The following is a 16,831-nucleotide window of genomic DNA, read 5'->3' on the forward strand; positions in this document are numbered from 1 at the left end:
ACGCGACCCGCTCTGCGGAACGCACCACGCAAACGGGCCGACTGCGCTGAGCCGCGCAGGGAGCGGCTCAGAGATGAGCACAGCCGGAGCGCGAGACCGAGAAACGCGTGTCAGCGTTTCTCGGCAGCGCGACGCGACCCGCTCTGCGGAACGCACCACCTCAACAGGCCGACCGCGCTGAGCCGCGCGGGGAGCGGCTCAGGAGATGGACAACAGCACGTGGCCCGAGGAGACCGTGGTGCCGGCCTCCGCGTTCAGGGAGCGGACGACGCCGTCCTTGTGGGCGGTGAGGGGCTGCTCCATCTTCATGGCCTCGAGGACGACGACGAGGTCGCCGGTGACGACGGTGTCGCCCTCGGCGACGGCGACCTTGACGATGGTGGCCTGCATCGGCGCGGTGACGGAGTCGCCGGTGACGGTGCTGACGGAGGCGGAGCCGCGGCGCTTGGGGGCGGCGGCGGCGGGACCGCGGGAGGGGCCGGAGCCGACGAGGTCGCTCGGCAGGGTGACCTCGACGCGGCGGCCGTCGACCTCGACCACGACGCTCTGGCGCGCGGCCGGTCCGTCGATCGCGCCGGGCTCGCCGCTCCACGCCTCGATGGTGTTGTCGAACTCGGTCTCGATCCAGCGGGTGTAGATCGAGAACGGCTCGTCGCCGGCGGGGGCGAAGGCCGGGTCGTCGACGATCGCGCGGTGGAACGGCAGCACGGTCGGCAGGCCGGTGACCTCGAACTCGGCGAGGGCGCGGCGGGACCGCTCGAGCGCCTCGGCGCGGGTGGCGCCGGTGACGATCAGCTTGGCCAGCAGGGAGTCGAACGAGCCGGAGATCACGTCGCCGGCGACGACGCCGGAGTCGACGCGGACGCCCGGTCCGCCGGGCGCCTTGAAGACGTGCACGGGGCCGGGGGCGGGCAGGAAGCCGCGGCCGGCGTCCTCGCCGTTGATGCGGAACTCGAAGGAGTGGCCGCGCGGCTGCGGGTCGTCGTAGTCGAGCAGGCCGCCCTCGGCGAGGCGGAACTGCTCGCGGACGAGGTCGATGCCGGTGACCTCCTCGGAGACGGGGTGCTCGACCTGCAGGCGGGTGTTCACCTCGAGGAAGGAGACGGTGCCGTCCTTGCCGATCAGGAACTCGCAGGTGCCGGCGCCGACGTAGCCGACCTCGCGCAGGATCGCCTTCGAGGCGCGGTACAGCTCGGTGTTCTGCTCGTCGGTGAGGAACGGCGCGGGCGCCTCCTCGACCAGCTTCTGGTGCCGGCGCTGCAGCGAGCAGTCGCGGGTGGAGACGACGACGACGTTCCCGCTCGAGTCGGCGAGGCACTGGGTCTCGACGTGGCGCGGCTGGTCGAGGTACTTCTCGACGAAGCACTCGCCGCGGCCGAAGGCGGCGATCGCCTCGCGGGTGGCGGAGGCGAACATCTCCTCGACCTCGTCGCGCTCGCGGGCGACCTTGAGGCCGCGGCCGCCGCCGCCGAAGGCCGCCTTGATGGCGACCGGGAGGCCGAACTGGTCGACGAACTCGAGCACCTCGGCGGCGCCCGAGACGGGGTTCAGGGTGCCGGGCGCGAGCGGAGCGCCGACCTTCTCGGCGACGTGGCGGGCCGAGACCTTGTCGCCGAGGCGCTCGATGGCCTCGGGCGACGGGCCGATCCAGATCAATCCGGCGTCGATGACGGCGCGGGCGAAGTCGGCGTTCTCGGCGAGGAAGCCGTAGCCGGGGTGCACGGCGTCGGCGCCGGAGCGGCGGGCGACCGAGAGCAGCTTCTCGATGACGAGATACGTCTCGGCGCTGGTCGTGCCACCGAGCGCGTACGCCTCGTCGGCGAGGCGGCTGTGCACGGCGTCGCGGTCCTGATCGGCGTAGACGGCGACGGAGGCGATGCCGCTGTCGCGGGCGGCCCGGACGACGCGGACGGCGATCTCGCCCCGGTTGGCGATGAGCACCTTCGTGATACCTGGCATGGTCCCCAACCCTAGAGGGCGCCCCGCGGATGCCCGGCGCGGCTCACCACAAAGAAGGGCGAGCGCTTCGTCGGTTCCGCACAAGGGCGGCCGGGAGTGGGCGGTGTCAGCGGTTCCCGGGCGTCAGCGGTTCCAGAGCGACGGCCAGGACACCCCGAGCTCGCGGACGAGCGAGCGCAGCGTCGGCACGGACATCCCGATCACCGTCGACGGGTCGCCCTCGATCGCGGTGATGAAGCCGGCGCCGCGGCCGTCGATCGTGAACGCGCCGGCCACCTCGAGCGGCTCCCCGGTCGCGACGTAGGCGTCGATCTCGTCGTCCTCGATGTCCGCGGCGAAGGTGACGGCGGCGGAGGTGACCGCGCCGGTCTCGGCGACGATCCGACCGCCGCGGTGGTCGATCAGCCAGTGGCCGGAGTGCAGGCGTCCGGTGCGCCCCCGCTGCGCCCGCCAGCGCTCGCGAGCGCGCTCGGGCTCGTGCGGCTTGCCGTGCACGACGCCGTCGAGCACGAAGGCGGAGTCGCCGCCGAGGACGAGTCCGTCGATCTCCGGCCCGAGGACGGCCGTCGCCTTGGCGCGGGCGAGCAGCGCCACGGTCGCGTCGGCGTCCAGCGCGGCCCCGCGCTCCCGCTCGGCCCGGGCGACGGCGGCCGGCTCGTCGACCTCCGAGGGGACGACCACGGGCTCGATCCCGGCGGCGCGCAGCAGTGCCAGGCGGGCGGGGGAGGTGGAGGCGAGGTGGAGGCGCACGAGGGCTCCCTGCGATCGGGCCCACGCTGTGGGATGCTCGACGGATGGCACAGACCCCGCCCCGCGCGTCCGACCGAGCCGCGGGGACCGGCGAGGCACTCGGGACCGAGATCGAGCTCGACATTAGCAACGTCGCTCACGGCGGCGTCTTCGTCGCCCGGCACGAGGGCCGCGTCGTCTTCGTCCCCGACGTGCTGCCCGGCGAGCGGGTCCGCGTGCGGGTCAGCGAGGTCCGCCACGACAGCTTCTGGCGCGGAGAGGCGCTCGAGGTGCTCGAGGCGTCGCCGCACCGCGTCGAGCACGTGTGGGCGCAGGCAGGCATCGACCGCCGTCCCGAGGAGCGCGTCGGCGGCGCCGAGTTCGGCCACGCCGCGCTCGAGTACCAGCGCGAGCTCAAGCGCGCCGTGCTGGTCGACTCCTTCTCCCGCTTCGCCCGGCGCGAGGTCGACGTCGTCGTCGCCCCGGTCGCGGGCGACGACGAGACCGGCGGCCTCGGCTGGCGCACCCGCAACCGCCTGCACGTCGACGACTCCGGCCGCGTCGGTCCCTACGCCGCGCGCAGTCACCATGTCGTCGACGTCGAGGGCCTGCCGCTCGCGACCGCCGCCTCCTCGGCCGCGGCCCCGCTCGACCAGCGCCTGGCCCCGGGATCCGTCGTCGACCTCGTCGACGCCGCAGGATCGGACGGTGCGGCCGTGCTCGTGCACGACCCGTCCGACAAGCGCGCGAAGAGGGACCGCACGGTCGTCTCCGAGTTCGTCGCCGACCGCACCTTCCGCGTCGACCGCTCCGGCTTCTGGCAGGTGCACCGCGGAGCCGCGGCGACCCTCTTCGACGCGGTGCAGGCCGCCGTGGACGCCGGCGTCGCCGACGTCCGCGCCGCCAACCACGACCTCTACGGCGGAGTCGGGCTGCTCGCCGCCGCGCTGGCCGACCACCTCGGCGCCGGCGTCCGCGTGACGAGCGTCGAGAGCGACGCGCGGGCCACGGAGCACGCCCTGGAGAACCTCGCCGATCAGGTCGGTGCCCGCGCGACGACCGCCCGGGTCGACCGCTACCTCCGCGACGCACTGGCCCAGGCCGACGCCCGGGAGCGCGGGCGCTGGCGGGCCGCGACGGTCGTCCTCGATCCGCCCCGGGCAGGAGCCGGCCGCGCGGTGACCGACGCCCTGATCGAACTCGCGCCCGCGCAGCTGGTCTACGTCGCCTGCGATCCCGTGGCCCTCGCCCGCGACGTCGGCGCGCTCTCCGCCGGCGGCTACGAGCTCGAGCGGCTCGACGGCTTCGACCTCTTCCCGCACACCTCGCACGTGGAGGCCGTCGCCCGCCTCGTGCGCCGAGACGGCTGAGCGCCGCGTCGCTAGCATGAGCCCGATGGAGACCGCCGATGACCGCTGAGTCCGCCGCCGCGCCGAAGGTGCGGGTCGCCATCGTGGACGACCACGAGTCCGTCCGGCTGGGCGTCGCCGCCGCCATCGAGGCCGCGGGGATGCAGGTGATGGCCGCGGCCGAGACGGTGCGCGCGCTCGAGGAGGTCCTCGACGGCTCGGAGATCGAGGTGCTCGTCCTCGACCTCTCCCTGAACGACGGCTCGAGCATCACGGCGAACGTCAAGTGGGGCCAGGTGCGCGGCTCGGCCGTCCTGGTGCACAGCATCGCCGACCGCGTGGTCGCCGTGCGCGAGGCGCTCGCGGCGGGTGCCGCCGGAGTGATCCCGAAGTCCTCCCCGATGTCGACCGTGGTCGCCGCGATCCGCACCGTCGCGCGCGGCGAGGTCCTGAACAATCTCGAGTGGGCGTCGGCGATCGACGCGGACGACGACTTCGCCCGCGCGGTGCTCGGGCGCCGCGAGCGCGACGTGCTGCACCTCTACGCCTCCGGCCTGCCGCTCAAGCTCGTCGCCGACCGCCTGCAGATCTCGGTGTCGACGGCCAAGGAGTACCTCGACCGGATCCGCGACAAGTACGTCGAGATCGGGCGGCCGGCCCCCACGAAGGTCGACCTGCTGCGCCGCGCCGTCGAGGACGGCATCCTGCCGGGCATCGATCCGGACGACGGCGATGCCGCGCGCTGAGGTCGTCCCCGCGCGCGCTCCGGCGAATCGCGAGCGCATCGACCGGATCATCAGCACCGTCGTCTCGTTCTTCGGCTTCGGCTTCGCGCTGCAGACCGTCCCGCCGATCCTCGGCCAGCTCCCGGTCCTGCGGCCCGAGGTCGTCTGGCCCGTACTGGTCGTCGTCTTCGGCGCGCTCGGCGCCTCGGTGGTCACGGCGGTCGCGCGCCGCGGGACGCAGGTCAGCGGCGCCGTCGTGGCCGCGTCGCTCCTGCTCGCGCTGCTCACCTGGCCGCTGACGATCAGGCCCGACGCCGTCCCCCAGGAGACGCCGTGGATCTGGTACCTGCTGACCATCGGCACGGCCTTCTGCACGATCGTCGCGCCGCTGCGGCTGGCGATCGTCTACGCCTCCGTCACCACGCTGCTGTTCGGCGTCCTGCGCGTCCTCCCCTCGGGCGGTGGCGCGTCGCCGACCCGTGCCGCCCTCGACGCCGTCTACGTCGGCATCGTCGGCTTCGTGATGCTGGTGCTGATCACCGTGCTCCGGCAGTCGGCGGACCGGGTGGACCGCGCGCAGCGGACGGCGATGGAGCAGTACGAGGGGGCGATGCGCCAGCACGCCGGCGAGGTCGAGCGGGTCGAGGTGGACGCCCTCGTGCACGACAACGTGCTCGCGACACTGCTCGCCGCGGCGACGGCGGAGTCGGGCGCCGAGCGCGCCCTCGTCTCCTCGATGGCGCGGAAGACGCTCTCGGTGCTGCTCCCGGACGAGGAGTCCGACCTCGATGCGGGGGAGGTGCCGCTGGAGCTGCTCGAGCGGCAGCTGTCGCACGCGGCCTCGACCTTCGTCGCGGAGTTCGGAGTCGTCGTGGACGTCGACGTCGACCCACGGGCGACGACGATGCCGCGGCCGGTCGCGGAGGCCGTCCTCGGCGCGGTCTGGCAGGCCCTGACCAACAGCGTCCAGCACGCCGGTCCGAGCGACGCCGTGCGCCGCTCGGTGCGCGGGCAGCTCTCCGCGTGCTCCGTCGAGGTCGTCGTCGAGGACGACGGCCGCGGCTTCCTCCTCGCCGACGTCCCGCGCGAGCGGCTCGGCATCCGGCTCTCGATCCTCGACCGGGTGCACCAGGTGCAGGGCTCGGCGCGGATCGACACCGTCCCGGGCGAGGGCACCCGGGTCGTCGTCGTCTGGCCCGCGGCGAGGGGCCGATCGTGATCGCCTACCCGCGCCCGCTGCTCTCCGCGCTGGGCGGAGGCTTCTCGCTCTACCACGTCGTCCTCGCCTTCTTCTCCTACCGCCTCGCGCCCGCGACGCCCGCCGACCTGCTCGCCGTCGGCCTCTACGTCGTCGCCACCGTGATCGCCCTGCTGCCGAGCTCGTCCACCCGGATGAACGCGGTGACCGCGTGGGCGATGGCGGGAGTGGCGGTGGCGCTGCCGCTGCTCGTCTCGCCGTCGCTGGACCCGGGTGCCTCCAACGGCTACTCCACCTGGTACATCGCGGCCGTCGGCACGCTGATGACGATCGTCTGCGCGTGCCGGCGTCCGCTGGCCGCGTGGACCGGGATGGCGTTCCTGATCGTGCACACGACGGTCTGGGCGGGTCCCGTCGCCCTCGCGACACTCGGCGTCGTCGGCGGCATCGCCTGGGTGGGCATCGCGCAGCTCCTGATCATCGAGCTCGGCCGCGCCGGCTCCGAGGCGCGCGTGCTCGAGGCCGCCGAGCGGGCGGCCGCGTCGTGGCGGGCAGCGGAGGAGGCGCACCTCTCCGAGCGGGAGGTCCGGCTGGAGCAGACCCGCGCCATCGCCTCCGAGATGCTGCTGCGCATCGCCACCAGCCCGGTGGGCCTCACCGACGAGGAGCGCCGCGAGTGCGCCCTGCTGGAGGCGTCCGTCCGCGACGAGATCCGGGGGAGGCGGCTGCTGGACGACGACGTCCGACGCCTCGTGCTCGACGCGCGGCGACGGGGCGTCACGGTGTCGGTGCTGGACGACGGCGGACTGGATCGCACCACGGAGGAGGAGAGCCGGCGGGTGCTGCGCGAGCTCGCCCTCGCACTCGGCGGCATCGGCGAGGGCGTCGACCGCGTCGTGGTGCGCACGGCGTCGGCGGACTCGCCGTCGGCGGTGACGGTCGTCGGCCTGCGGACCGCGGGCGACGGCAGTGCCGGCGCCCTCGGCTCGGACGACGCGGGCGACGAGGTGGACGCCTGGGTGGAGATCCGGCGCGACGAGCAGGGCGTCCTCGAGGACTGAGCGCGGCCGTCCGTGCCGCGCGGCGCGCAGCGGATCTCCGGTGCGCCGCGGCGATGCGCTGGACGAGCGGTTAAAAGAGTGCGGCGGGCTGTCCACTCCTCCGAAGAGGGGGCCCAGCCCGCCGTCAAACCCCGAGTGAGGGTGACAACCCGAATGTCACCCTCACTCGCCCCCAAAACACCCGCCTGCTTACCCTGGTCGGCGAGTGATTGGCGATGCCCCCTCCGTGGAGTGAGCACCTAACACGCATAACTATGCCGAGGACTGCGAGGGGCGGGTAGTCGGCACTTTAGGGGACTAATCGGGGTACAAATTCCGCGATCCGCGTCGTTCCCGCCGGTTCGAGCCGATCGCGGCCCCCCGCAGCGCTCAGCCGGAGAACGAGCGCCAGGCCCCGGGCGCCGGCTGCAGCGGTGCCCGGACGGCCGCCGCGCGGTCGCTCCAGCCGCCGCTGGGGACGACCGGCACCTCGGCGACCGGGTGCGACTGCGCGGCGAGCGCGGTCACGACCGCGGTCACGGCGGCGATCTCGCGCGCATCGAGGCCGGGAGTGGTGATGACGACGGTGGGGGCGGAGTCGGCTGCGCTCATCCCGCGACGGTACCGCATGCCGTTCACGGTCCCGCGTGCGGGCCGGTGACTATGCTGACGCCGGACGCCGCCGGAGCGACGCCCCTTCCGTCCGAACAGGAGTGTCACCGCATGCCGTCGTGGTCCCTGAAGCGCGGCCGCGCCTCCGCCCGTCGCGTCGCCGCGGTCCTCCGGTCCTCGCCCGCTGCCTTCGCGACGACGGCGGTGGTCCTGCTCGCCAGTGCGGCGGCCGGCACCCTCCTCGCCCCCGCGAGCGACGAGACCGGCGCCTGGTGGGCGGCCGGCGCCGGCACGATCCTCGGTGGCCGCCCCTGGGCCGCGGTGACGGGCCTGCTGATCGTGTCGGGTCCGCCCGCGATCCTGCTCGTCGTCCTCCTGCTCCTGCCGCTGCTGATCGCGGCCGAGCGCCGTCTCGGGGCGCGCCGGCTGGTCCTCGCCTTCCTGCTCACCGGGGCGCTCGGCACGGCGGTCGGAGCGGCTCTGCAGAGCGTCGGCGCCTCGGTCGGCGAGTGGTGGGCCGGGGACACGGTCGGCGACCACACCTTCGACCCGCTGATCGGCGGCGTCGGCGCGCTGCTGGCCGCGACGGCGTTCATGGGCGGCCTCTGGCGCCGGCGCCTGCGCGTCACCGTCTTCGCGGTGGTCCTGATGTTCGTGCTCTACGCCGGCGACTCCGCCGACGTGTACCGCCTCCTCGCCGGCGTCGCCGGCCTGGTGATCGGGGCCGTGATGGCGCACGGGGTGAGCGGACTGCGCCCGCAGCGCCCCGCGCCGAGCTCGCACCGGGAGTCGCGCGCCCTGCTCGCCGCGGTGGTCGCGGTCACCGCCCTCGGTCCGCTCGTCGCCGTGCTCTCCGACTCGGGCTACGGGCCGTTCTCGTTCCTCGGCCGGCTGCTGCAGAGCGCGTTCACCGGTGCCGCCGATCTCGAGGACCCCTGCGGCGCCACGGTCCGGCACTGCGCGCACCACGTGCGGCTGAACCTGATCTCGCCCGGGCCGATCCTGCTCACCTTCGTCCCGATGATCCTGCTGCTCGTCGCGGCGTACGGGATGCGCTCCGGGCGCCGCCTCGGCCTGCTGCTCGCGATCGGCGTCAACGCGGCCATCGCGATCCTCGACATCGTGCTGCTGCAGCGCGCGGCGCGTCACCCCGACTTCCAGTACTACGCCGAGTACCTGCTCTGGGTGGCCACCACCGTGATCGTCCCGGTCGCCGTGATCGTCCTCCTGGCGGTCGGCAGCCGGCACTTCCGCATCCGGGCCCCGCGGGAGTCGGCGCGCCGCTGGTCGCTGGTCGTCGGAATCGGCTTCGTCGTCTCGCTCGGCGGCTACCTCGCGCTCTCCGCCTCCACCAGGACCAGCTTCGAGCCGGTGCTCGGGATCGGCCGGCTCCTCCTCGACGGGCTGCTGCGCTTCGTGCCGTCGAGCTTCCTCGGCGGGCACGGCCTGCTGGCGGTGCCGCGCGAGCCGCTCGCCCGGATCGGCTTCGAGTGGGTCGGGCCGGTCTTCTGGATCCTCGTCGTGGTCGCGGTGATCGCGCTCCTGCGGGCGACCGATGTGCAGGGCGTGCGCGGCGACGAGGCGGTCTACCGCCGCCTGCTCGTCCGCCACGGCGCCGGCAGCCTCGGCCACCAGGGCACCTGGCAGGGCAACGAGCACTGGATCTCCCCCGACGGCGAGGGCGGCGTCGCCTACCGCGTCGTGGGCGGGGTCGCGATCACCCTGTCCGACCCGGCCTGCGCGCCCGAGCGGCGCGCGGAGGTGGTCTCCGGCTTCGTCGCGTTCTGCGACGAGCGCAGCTGGACGCCGGTGTTCTACAGCGTCCACGACGAGCTGCTGCCGGTCTTCGACGACCTCGGCTGGTCGCGGATCTCGGTGGGCGAGGAGACGATCATCGAGCTCGGCGGCTTCGAGCTGACCGGCAAGCGCTGGCAGAAGGTGCGCTACCCGCTGACCCGCGCGATCAAGCTCGGCATCGAGCCGGTCTGGACGAGCTGGCCGGAGCTGTCGCTGGGGATGGCCAGCCAGATCGTCGACCTGTCCGAGAAGTGGGTGTCCGAGAAGGCGCTGCCGGAGATGGGCTTCACGCTCGGCGGGATCGACGAGGCGCGCGATCCGGACGTCGCGCTGCTGCTCGCCGTCGGCCCGGACGGGGTGCTGCAGGGGATCACCAGCTGGCTGCCCGTGCACCGCGACGGCCGGATCGTCGGCTGGACGCTCGACTTCATGCGCCGCTCGGACGAGGCGATGCCCGGGATCATGGAGTTCCTGATCGCGTCCGCCGCCCTCCGCGCGCAGGAGCAGGGCGCGGAGTTCGTCTCGCTGTCCGGCGCTCCGCTCGCGACGGCGCCCGTGCCTGAGGGGGAGCAGCCGCCGGAGCCGACGGCGCTCTCCGGACTGCTCGAGTTCCTGGCGCGGACCCTGGAGCCGGCCTACGGCTTCACCTCGCTGTTCCGCTTCAAGGCCAAGTTCCACCCGCGCTACGAGGGGCTGTGGATGGCCTACCCCGATGCGCTGCAGCTGCCGCGGATCGGCGCGGCGATCGGGCGCGCCTACCTGCCGGACGTCTCCCCGCGCGAGGCGCTCGCCTTCGCTCGGGCGCTGGGAGCGCGCCCGGAGGAGAAGGCACCGCCCGCGGAGAAGCCGGGCGCGGAGAAGCCGGGCACGCAGAAGCCCGGCACGCAGAAGCCCGCCGACGAGACGGCGCCGGAGAAGCCGACGGCACCGGCGCCGGCGCCCGAGAAGGCGACGACGTCCGGCTGACCGCGGCTCAGAGCGGGATGTTGCCGTGCTTCTTGGCCGGCAGGTTCGCGCGCTTGGTCCGCAGCGCCCGCAGCGCCTTGATCACCGACACCCGGGTCGCCGACGGCTCGATGACCCCGTCCAGCTCGCCGCGCTCGGCGGCCAGGAACGGGCTCGCGACGTTGTAGGTGTACTCGTTCGCCAGCCGGGTGCGGACGGCGGCGACGTCCTCGCCGGCCTCCTCGGCCTTGCGGATCTCGTTGCGGTAGAGGATGTTGACGGCGCCCTGGCCGCCCATCACCGCGATCTCGGCCGTCGGCCAGGCGAGGTTGATGTCGGCGCCGAGCTGCTTGGAGCCCATCACGATGTACGCGCCGCCGTAGGCCTTGCGCAGGATGACGGTGACCAGCGGCACGGTCGCCTCCGCGTAGGCGTAGAGCAGCTTCGCGCCGCGGCGGATGACGCCGGTCCACTCCTGGTCGGTGCCGGGCAGGTAGCCGGGGACGTCGACGAGCGTGAGGATCGGCAGCGAGAACGCGTCGCAGAAGCGGACGAAGCGCGAGGCCTTCTCGCCGGCCTCGATGTTCAGGGTGCCCGCCATCGCGCTGGGCTGGTTGGCGATGATGCCGACGGAGCGGCCCTCGACCCGGCCGAAGCCGATCACGATGTTCGGCGCGAAGAGCGGCTGCACCTCGAGGAAGTCGCCCTCGTCGACGATGTGCTCGATCACGGCGCGCATGTCGTACGGCTGGTTGGGACTGTCGGGGATGACGGTGTCGAGGAAGCGGTCGGAGTCCGTCGTCTCGAGGTCGACCTCGTTGTCGAACACCGGCGCGGGCGAGAGGTTGTTGTCGGGGAGGAAGGAGAGCAGGGTGCGCGCGTAGTCGAGCGCGTCGTTCTCGTCGCTCGCGAGGTAGTGCGAGACGCCGGAGATCTTGTTGTGGGTGAGCGCGCCGCCGAGCTCCTCCATGCCGACGTCCTCGCCGGTGACGGTCTTGATCACGTCGGGACCGGTGACGAACATCTGGCTGGTCTTGTCGACCATGATCACGAAGTCGGTGAGGGCGGGGGAGTACACCGCGCCGCCGGCCGCCGGGCCGCAGATGATCGAGATCTGCGGGATCACGCCGCTGGCCGCGGTGTTGCGGCGGAAGATCTCGCCGTACTTGCCCAGGGCGACGACGCCCTCCTGGATCCGCGCTCCGCCGGAGTCGAGGATGCCGATGATCGGGACGCCGGTCTTCAGCGCCAGGTCCATCACCTTGATGATCTTCTCGCCGGCCACCTCGCCGAGCGAGCCGCCGAAGATCGTGAAGTCCTGCGAGTAGACCGCCACCTGGCGGCCGTGGATGGTGCCGGTGCCGGTCACGACGGCGTCGCCGTAGGGACGCTTCTTCTCCATGCCGAACGCGTGGGTGCGGTGGCGGACGAACTCGTCGAGCTCGACGAACGAGCCGGGGTCGAGGAGGGTGTCGATCCGCTCGCGGGCGGTCATCTTGCCCTTGGCGTGCTGCTTCTCGATCGCGGCCTCACCGCTGGCGGTGACCGCCTCGTGGTAACGGGCCTTCAGGTCCGCGATCTTCCCCGCGGTCGTGAAGAGATCGGGCGCGGGACGTTCGATGTTCGCGGTCACTCGCCCACCTTATCGGCGCGGATGGACCCCTCCGTTGTCGCACCCGCACAGGGAGCGGCGGGTCCGGTGGGAGGGTGCGCACAAGCCGTGGCGCCCGTGACCGGCTCCGGGGCTTCTCGCGGGGCCCGCCGGTAGCGTGGCCGCATGCAGCTCCCGCTCTCCCTCTCCGTATCGCCGCAGGTCCTCTGGCTCGAGAGCGCGGGCTCGACCAACGACGAGCTGCGCGAGCGCGCGACCGCCGAGCCCGCCGCCTGGCCGCACCTCTCCGTCGTGGCGACCGACGACCAGCGCGCGGGCCGCGGTCGTCTGGGCCGGGTCTGGCAGGCGCCCGCCGGACGGACGCTGGCGGCCTCGACGCTGGTGGACGCGGCGGCCCTCCCCGCCGCGGCGGTCGGCTGGCTGCCGCTGCTGGCCGGCGCGGCCCTCGCGCGGGCGCTCGCCCCGCTGGTCGGCGCCGCGGTCGAGGTCAAGTGGCCCAACGACGTGCTGATCGGCGGGCGGAAGACGGCGGGCGTCCTCGCCGAGCGCCTCGCCGACGGCCGCGTGATCGTCGGCACCGGGATCAACCTTCTGCTGAGCGAGGAGGAGCTGCCCGTGCCGACGGCGACCTCCCTCGCCCTGGCCGGCGCGGCGACGAACGGCGCCGATGCCGTGCTCGCCGCCTTCCTCACCGAGTTCTCGGCGCTGCTCGCGCCGCTCCTCGCGCTCGGCGACGCCGACTCCGCCGGGACGGCCGCCGTCGTGCGCGCGCACCTCGGCACCCTCGGCCGCTCCGTCCGGGTGGAGCTGCCGGACGGCTCCGTCCAGGAGGGCACCGCGGTCGCGCTCGACGACGACGGCTCGCTCGTGCTCGAGCAGGACGGCGCCCGGCGCTCGTTCTCCGCGGGCGACGTCACCCACCTGCGCCAGTGAGCGCCGGCGGCCGGGACCGGCTCGCGGAGGGGGACCGGGAGCTCGCCCGGCTCACGCCGCGCGCCCGCCGCGCCGTCGCGCCGGTCGCCGGCTTCCTCCTGCTCACCTGGGCGGGCTTCTACTTCGCCGCGCAGTTCGAGCTGGAGCTGCAGCGCTGGATCATCGCCCTCGGCACGGCCGTGCTCGTGCTGCTGCTCTGCGTGCCCGGCATCGCCGGCTGGGCCAGCATCCGCTACCGGATCACGCAGCGCGGGCTGCACGCCCGTCGCGGCGTCCTGTCGGTGCGCCGCGCCGACCTCGACTTCGACCCGCGGATGGCGGTCGGCGTCTCGCGGAGCCTGAGCCAGCGCGTCGCCCGCTGCGGGGACGTGCGGATCACCCGCGACGGCGCCGAGGCCTTCGTGCTGCGCGATGTGGAGGACCCGGAGCTCGTCGCCGAGCTGCTGCGGGACGCGATCGCGGCGGTCCCGCTGCCGCTGCCCGACTGGCCCGCGCCCGACCCGCTCTGACCGCCGACCGCGCGACGGGACCCCCGCCGTGTCCGCGCCCCTCGCTACCATGGAGCCGCCCCGCGCCCGCGGGCGGAACCAGGAGGATCGTCATGCGCGTCGGTGTGATCGGAGGCGGCCAGCTCGCCCGGATGATGATCCCCGCGGCGGTCGAGCTCGGCCTCGAGATCGCGGTCCTCGCCGAGACCGAGGGCGCTCCGGCGGGCCTCGCCGCGACCCGCGTCGGCGACTACCGCGACGAGGAGACGGTGCTCGGATTCGCCCGGACCGTCGACGTCGTCACCTTCGACCACGAGCACGTGCCGCAGGCGATCCTGCGCCGGCTCGTCGCCGAGGGCGTGGCCGTGCACCCCGGCCCGGACGCCCTCCTCCACGCCCAGGACAAGCTGATGATGCGGCAGCGCCTCACCGAGCTCGGCGTCCCCGTGCCCGACTGGGCGGCGGTCTCCTCCGCCGACGAGCTGGCCGCGTTCCTCGGCGAGCACGGCGGACGCGGTGTGGTGAAGACCGCGCGCGGCGGCTACGACGGCAAGGGCGTCCGCGTCGTCCACGGCGCGCACGAGGCCGACGACTGGTTTGCGGCGCTCGCCGAGGACGGCCGCGGCGGCGCGCTGCTCGTCGAGGAGCTGGTCGGCTTCCGGCGCGAGCTCGCGCAGCTCGTCGCCCGGCGCCCCTCGGGGGAGAGCGTCCTCTGGCCGGTGGTGGAGTCGATCCAGCGCGACGGCGTCTGCGCCGAGGTCCTCGCTCCCGCGCCCGCCTCGGCCGGCCGCCTTGCGGACGCCGCCGCCGACATCGCGGAGACGATCGCCGAGAGCCTCGGCGTCACCGGCGTACTCGCGGTCGAGCTCTTCGAGACGACGGACGACCGCCTGCTCGTCAACGAGCTGGCGATGCGCCCGCACAACAGCGGGCACTGGACGATGGACGGCTCGACCACGTCGCAGTTCGAGCAGCACCTGCGCGCGGTGCTCGACCTGCCGCTCGGCGCGACCGGCTGCCGCGATCCGTGGACCGTGATGGTGAACGTCCTCGGCGGTCCGGTGGGGGAGTCGCTGACCGACCGCTACCCGCTCGTGCTCGCCGCGCACCCTGCGGTCAAGGTGCACAACTACGGCAAGGAGCCGCGTCCGGGACGCAAGGTCGGGCACGTGAACGCCACCGGCGACGAGCTCGAGCTCGTCGTCTACGAGGCGCGTGCCGCGGCGGCCGTTCTCACCGACTGAGACGTACCATGGTGGCCGTGACCCGCCCCACGCCCTCCGCCACCCCCGCCGGTACCGCCCCGTGAGCGCCGACGCGCTCGTCAACGGTCCCTCCCCGCTCGTCGGCGTCGTGATGGGGTCGGACTCCGACTGGTCGGTCATGCAGGCCGCGTCGACGACCCTCTCGGAGTTCGGCGTGGCGCACGAGGTCCGCGTGGTCTCGGCCCACCGCACCCCGCAGGCGATGATCGACTACGGCCGCGGGGCGCGTGCACGGGGTCTGCGCGTCGTGATCGCGGGTGCCGGCGGAGCCGCCCACCTGCCCGGGATGCTGGCCGCGGTCACGTCCCTCCCCGTCGTCGGCGTCCCCGTGCCGCTCGCGCGGCTCGACGGCCTCGACTCGCTGCTCTCGATCGTGCAGATGCCGGCCGGCGTCCCCGTCGCCACCGTCTCGATCGGCGGTGCCCGCAACGCGGGACTGCTCGCGGTGAAGATGCTCGCGATCGGCGACGACGCGCTGTCCGAGCGCCTCGACGCCTTCGCGGCGGACCTGGAGGCGCAGGTCGCCGCCAAGAACGACGCTCTGGTGGCCGGCCTGTGACGGCGATGACGCTGCCGCTGCGGCATCCGGACGTCCGCTCGAGCTCGTTCATGACCCGGCGCGCCTGGTGGCTGCTGATCGGCAACCTGCTCGTTCCCGGCTCCGCGCAGGTGCTCGCGGGCAACCGCCGCCTCGGGCGGCTCGGCCTCGGCTTCACCCTGGCGCTCTGGACGGCGCTGCTGGTCGCCGTCCTCCTCTACTTCGTCTTCCCGACGGGCCTCTACACGCTCGCGACCTTCGATCTGTCGATGCTCGCTCTGCAGGCGGCCCTGGTCGTCTACGGCGTGGTCTGGCTCGTGCTCACCCTGGACACCCTCCGGCTGATCCGGCTGGTGCGGGCGCGGCCGCGGATGCGGGCCGTGCTCGCCTTCGCGACGATCGCGCTGATGGCCGTCTCGGTCGGCTCGACCGCCTACGGTACCTACCTGATCGGGATCACCCGCGGCACGCTGTCCTCGATCTTCGGCGGCGGGGCGATGGAGGCGCCGATCGACGGCCGCTACAACATCATGCTGCTGGGCGGCGACGCCGGCGAGGACCGCGACGGCCTGCGTCCGGACAGCATCTCGGTCGTCAGCATCGACGCGTCGACCGGCGCCGCGACCACGATCGGCGTCTCCCGCGAGTTCATCAACATCCCGTTCCCCGAGGACAGCCCGATGCACGAGCTGTACCCGGACGGCTACACGGAGAAGAACTGCGCCGTCGACGTCTGCAAGCTCAACTCGATCTACACCGAGGTCGAGCTGAAGCATCCCGAGCTCTACCCGGACGCGGTCGCGGAGGGCAGCGAGCCCGGCATCGAGGCGACCCGCGACGCGGTCGAGGGCATGCTCGGCATCCCGATCCAGTACTACGCGCTGATCGACATGGAGGGCTTCGCCCAGCTGATCGACTCGCTCGGCGGCATCGACATCGACTACCAGGGCACCGAGCCGCTGCCGCTCGGCGGGCTCCCCGACTCCGACGGCGTGATGCAGGGCGTCAACCAGTGGATCGACCCCGGTCCCTGGCACTTCAACGGCGAGCAGGCGCTCGCCTACGCCCGCTCGCGCTACACGACGAGCGACTACGACCGGATGGCGCGGCAGCGCCAGGTGCAGACCGCGCTGCTGGAGCAGTTCGAGCCGGCCAACGTGCTCTCGAAGTTCCAGGACGTCGCCGCCGCCGGCTCCCAGGTGATCAAGACCGACGTCCCGCAGGGGATGCTCGGCTACTTCGTCCAGCTCGGGCTCAAGACGAAGGCCCAGCCGATCGGCGTCGTCGAGCTGATCCCGCCCGTCGTCGAGGTCGACCGCGATCCTGACTACGACGTGGTCCGCTCCCTCGTGCACCAGGGCCTCTTCCCGGACGACGCGGCGCAGTAGCGCCGGGGTCCCGGGGACCGCCGTCCCGGCGGGCGCGGGTCTCCTTCATGCTGATCGAGCAGCCCGCGGAGCGGGCATGTCGAGATCCACCGGTGTCCGGAGTCGGGTCTGCGGGTCCGCCCTCTCGGCGACGGTGGGTCTCGATGCGCTCCTGCGGAGCTACTCGACATTGAGAATGGTGGTGTGGTGCGGGAGGGTGTCTGACCTTCTACTCGACGGACCGCCTCGCGGGGTGTGTCCACTGCTGGATCTG

The 16,831-nt window shown here is 73.5% G+C and carries 14 protein-coding genes; 10 read left to right on the forward strand and 4 right to left on the reverse strand.

Annotation, left to right across the window (positions count from 1 at the left end; translation table 11 throughout):
• Positions 1–198: 198 nt before the first annotated feature.
• Together EDF17_RS04170 and EDF17_RS04175 are read right to left on the reverse strand one after the other, a co-directional pair.
• Positions 199–1,959, reverse strand: a complete 1,761-nt coding sequence (locus tag EDF17_RS04170; RefSeq protein ID WP_123445305.1) for a biotin carboxylase N-terminal domain-containing protein — start codon at positions 1,957–1,959, stop codon at positions 199–201.
• 123 nt (positions 1,960–2,082) lie between these two features.
• Positions 2,083–2,709 carry a Maf family protein gene (locus tag EDF17_RS04175; RefSeq protein ID WP_123445306.1) on the reverse strand — a complete coding sequence of 209 codons (627 nt, stop codon included), beginning with the start codon at positions 2,707–2,709 and terminating at the stop codon, positions 2,083–2,085.
• 44 nt (positions 2,710–2,753) lie between these two features.
• Here EDF17_RS04175 and EDF17_RS04180 point away from each other — a divergent pair, with 44 nt between their 5' ends.
• Genes EDF17_RS04180 through EDF17_RS19750 form a run of 4 tightly spaced genes read left to right on the forward strand, consistent with a single transcriptional unit; the run spans position 2,754 to position 7,021 of the window.
• The gene (locus tag EDF17_RS04180; protein WP_123445307.1) at positions 2,754–4,058 is read left to right on the forward strand and encodes a TRAM domain-containing protein; all 1,305 of its coding nucleotides are present in this window, start codon (positions 2,754–2,756) and stop codon (positions 4,056–4,058) included.
• Between the two features lie 38 nt (positions 4,059–4,096).
• Positions 4,097–4,783, forward strand: coding sequence for a response regulator transcription factor (locus EDF17_RS04185; RefSeq protein WP_123445308.1), 687 nt, complete (start codon positions 4,097–4,099; stop codon positions 4,781–4,783).
• Complete coding sequence (locus EDF17_RS04190; RefSeq protein WP_123445309.1) at positions 4,770–5,981, forward strand: ATP-binding protein; 1,212 nt, start codon at positions 4,770–4,772, stop codon at positions 5,979–5,981. The genes EDF17_RS04185 and EDF17_RS04190 overlap by 14 nt, the downstream gene beginning before the upstream one ends.
• Entirely contained in the window at positions 5,978–7,021 is a 1,044-nt protein-coding gene (locus EDF17_RS19750; protein WP_166649594.1) for a hypothetical protein, read from the forward strand. Before EDF17_RS04190 ends, EDF17_RS19750 begins: the two co-directional genes overlap by 4 nt.
• Positions 7,022–7,390: 369 nt before the next feature.
• Here EDF17_RS19750 and EDF17_RS04200 read toward each other — a convergent pair whose 3' ends face one another.
• Positions 7,391–7,612, reverse strand: a complete 222-nt coding sequence (locus EDF17_RS04200) for an acyl-CoA carboxylase subunit epsilon (protein ID WP_123445310.1) — start codon at positions 7,610–7,612, stop codon at positions 7,391–7,393.
• A gap of 111 nt (positions 7,613–7,723) precedes the next feature.
• On the opposite strand from EDF17_RS04200, the gene EDF17_RS04205 reads away from it, so the two are divergent.
• Positions 7,724–10,375, forward strand: a complete 2,652-nt coding sequence (locus tag EDF17_RS04205) for a DUF2156 domain-containing protein (RefSeq protein ID WP_123445311.1) — start codon at positions 7,724–7,726, stop codon at positions 10,373–10,375.
• A gap of 7 nt (positions 10,376–10,382) precedes the next feature.
• Here EDF17_RS04205 and EDF17_RS04210 read toward each other — a convergent pair whose 3' ends face one another.
• Entirely contained in the window at positions 10,383–11,987 is a 1,605-nt protein-coding gene (locus tag EDF17_RS04210; protein ID WP_243582397.1) for an acyl-CoA carboxylase subunit beta, read from the reverse strand.
• A 144-nt stretch (positions 11,988–12,131) separates the two neighbouring features.
• On the opposite strand from EDF17_RS04210, the gene EDF17_RS04215 reads away from it, so the two are divergent.
• The 5 genes from EDF17_RS04215 (at position 12,132) to EDF17_RS04235 (ending at position 16,578) form a co-directional block, all read left to right on the forward strand.
• Positions 12,132–12,899, forward strand: a complete 768-nt coding sequence (locus EDF17_RS04215) for a biotin--[acetyl-CoA-carboxylase] ligase (protein ID WP_123445312.1) — start codon at positions 12,132–12,134, stop codon at positions 12,897–12,899.
• On the forward strand, positions 12,896–13,408 hold the full coding sequence (locus EDF17_RS04220; RefSeq protein ID WP_123445313.1) for a PH domain-containing protein: 513 nt from the start codon (positions 12,896–12,898) through the stop codon (positions 13,406–13,408). Before EDF17_RS04215 ends, EDF17_RS04220 begins: the two co-directional genes overlap by 4 nt.
• Positions 13,409–13,494: 86 nt before the next feature.
• Positions 13,495–14,631, forward strand: coding sequence for a 5-(carboxyamino)imidazole ribonucleotide synthase (locus EDF17_RS04225; RefSeq protein ID WP_123445391.1), 1,137 nt, complete (start codon positions 13,495–13,497; stop codon positions 14,629–14,631).
• A gap of 112 nt (positions 14,632–14,743) precedes the next feature.
• The gene (purE, locus tag EDF17_RS04230; RefSeq protein ID WP_123445392.1) at positions 14,744–15,211 is read left to right on the forward strand and encodes a 5-(carboxyamino)imidazole ribonucleotide mutase; all 468 of its coding nucleotides are present in this window, start codon (positions 14,744–14,746) and stop codon (positions 15,209–15,211) included.
• Between the two features lie 5 nt (positions 15,212–15,216).
• Entirely contained in the window at positions 15,217–16,578 is a 1,362-nt protein-coding gene (locus EDF17_RS04235; RefSeq protein WP_123445393.1) for an LCP family protein, read from the forward strand.
• The last annotated feature ends 253 nt before the right edge of the window (positions 16,579–16,831 follow it).

It is taken from the genome of Rathayibacter sp. PhB1 (assembly GCF_004362935.1).
In the GTDB taxonomy this organism is placed as follows: Bacteria; Actinomycetota; Actinomycetes; order Actinomycetales; family Microbacteriaceae; genus Rathayibacter; species Rathayibacter festucae.

Excerpts from the sequence above, each read along its gene's own strand:
- EDF17_RS04170 (WP_123445305.1), bottom strand. The coding sequence starts at position 1,959 with ATGCCAGGTATCACGAAGGTGCTCATCGCCAACCGGGGCGAGATCGCC.
- EDF17_RS04180 (WP_123445307.1), top strand. The coding sequence starts at position 2,754 with ATGGCACAGACCCCGCCCCGCGCGTCCGACCGAGCCGCGGGGACCGGC.
- EDF17_RS04185 (WP_123445308.1), top strand. The coding sequence starts at position 4,097 with ATGACCGCTGAGTCCGCCGCCGCGCCGAAGGTGCGGGTCGCCATCGTG.
- EDF17_RS04190 (WP_123445309.1), top strand. The coding sequence starts at position 4,770 with ATGCCGCGCGCTGAGGTCGTCCCCGCGCGCGCTCCGGCGAATCGCGAG.
- EDF17_RS04200 (WP_123445310.1), bottom strand. The coding sequence starts at position 7,612 with ATGAGCGCAGCCGACTCCGCCCCCACCGTCGTCATCACCACTCCCGGC.
- EDF17_RS04205 (WP_123445311.1), top strand. The coding sequence starts at position 7,724 with ATGCCGTCGTGGTCCCTGAAGCGCGGCCGCGCCTCCGCCCGTCGCGTC.
- EDF17_RS04215 (WP_123445312.1), top strand. The coding sequence starts at position 12,132 with ATGCAGCTCCCGCTCTCCCTCTCCGTATCGCCGCAGGTCCTCTGGCTC.
- purE (WP_123445392.1), top strand. The coding sequence starts at position 14,744 with ATGGGGTCGGACTCCGACTGGTCGGTCATGCAGGCCGCGTCGACGACC.
- EDF17_RS04235 (WP_123445393.1), top strand. The coding sequence starts at position 15,217 with ATGACGCTGCCGCTGCGGCATCCGGACGTCCGCTCGAGCTCGTTCATG.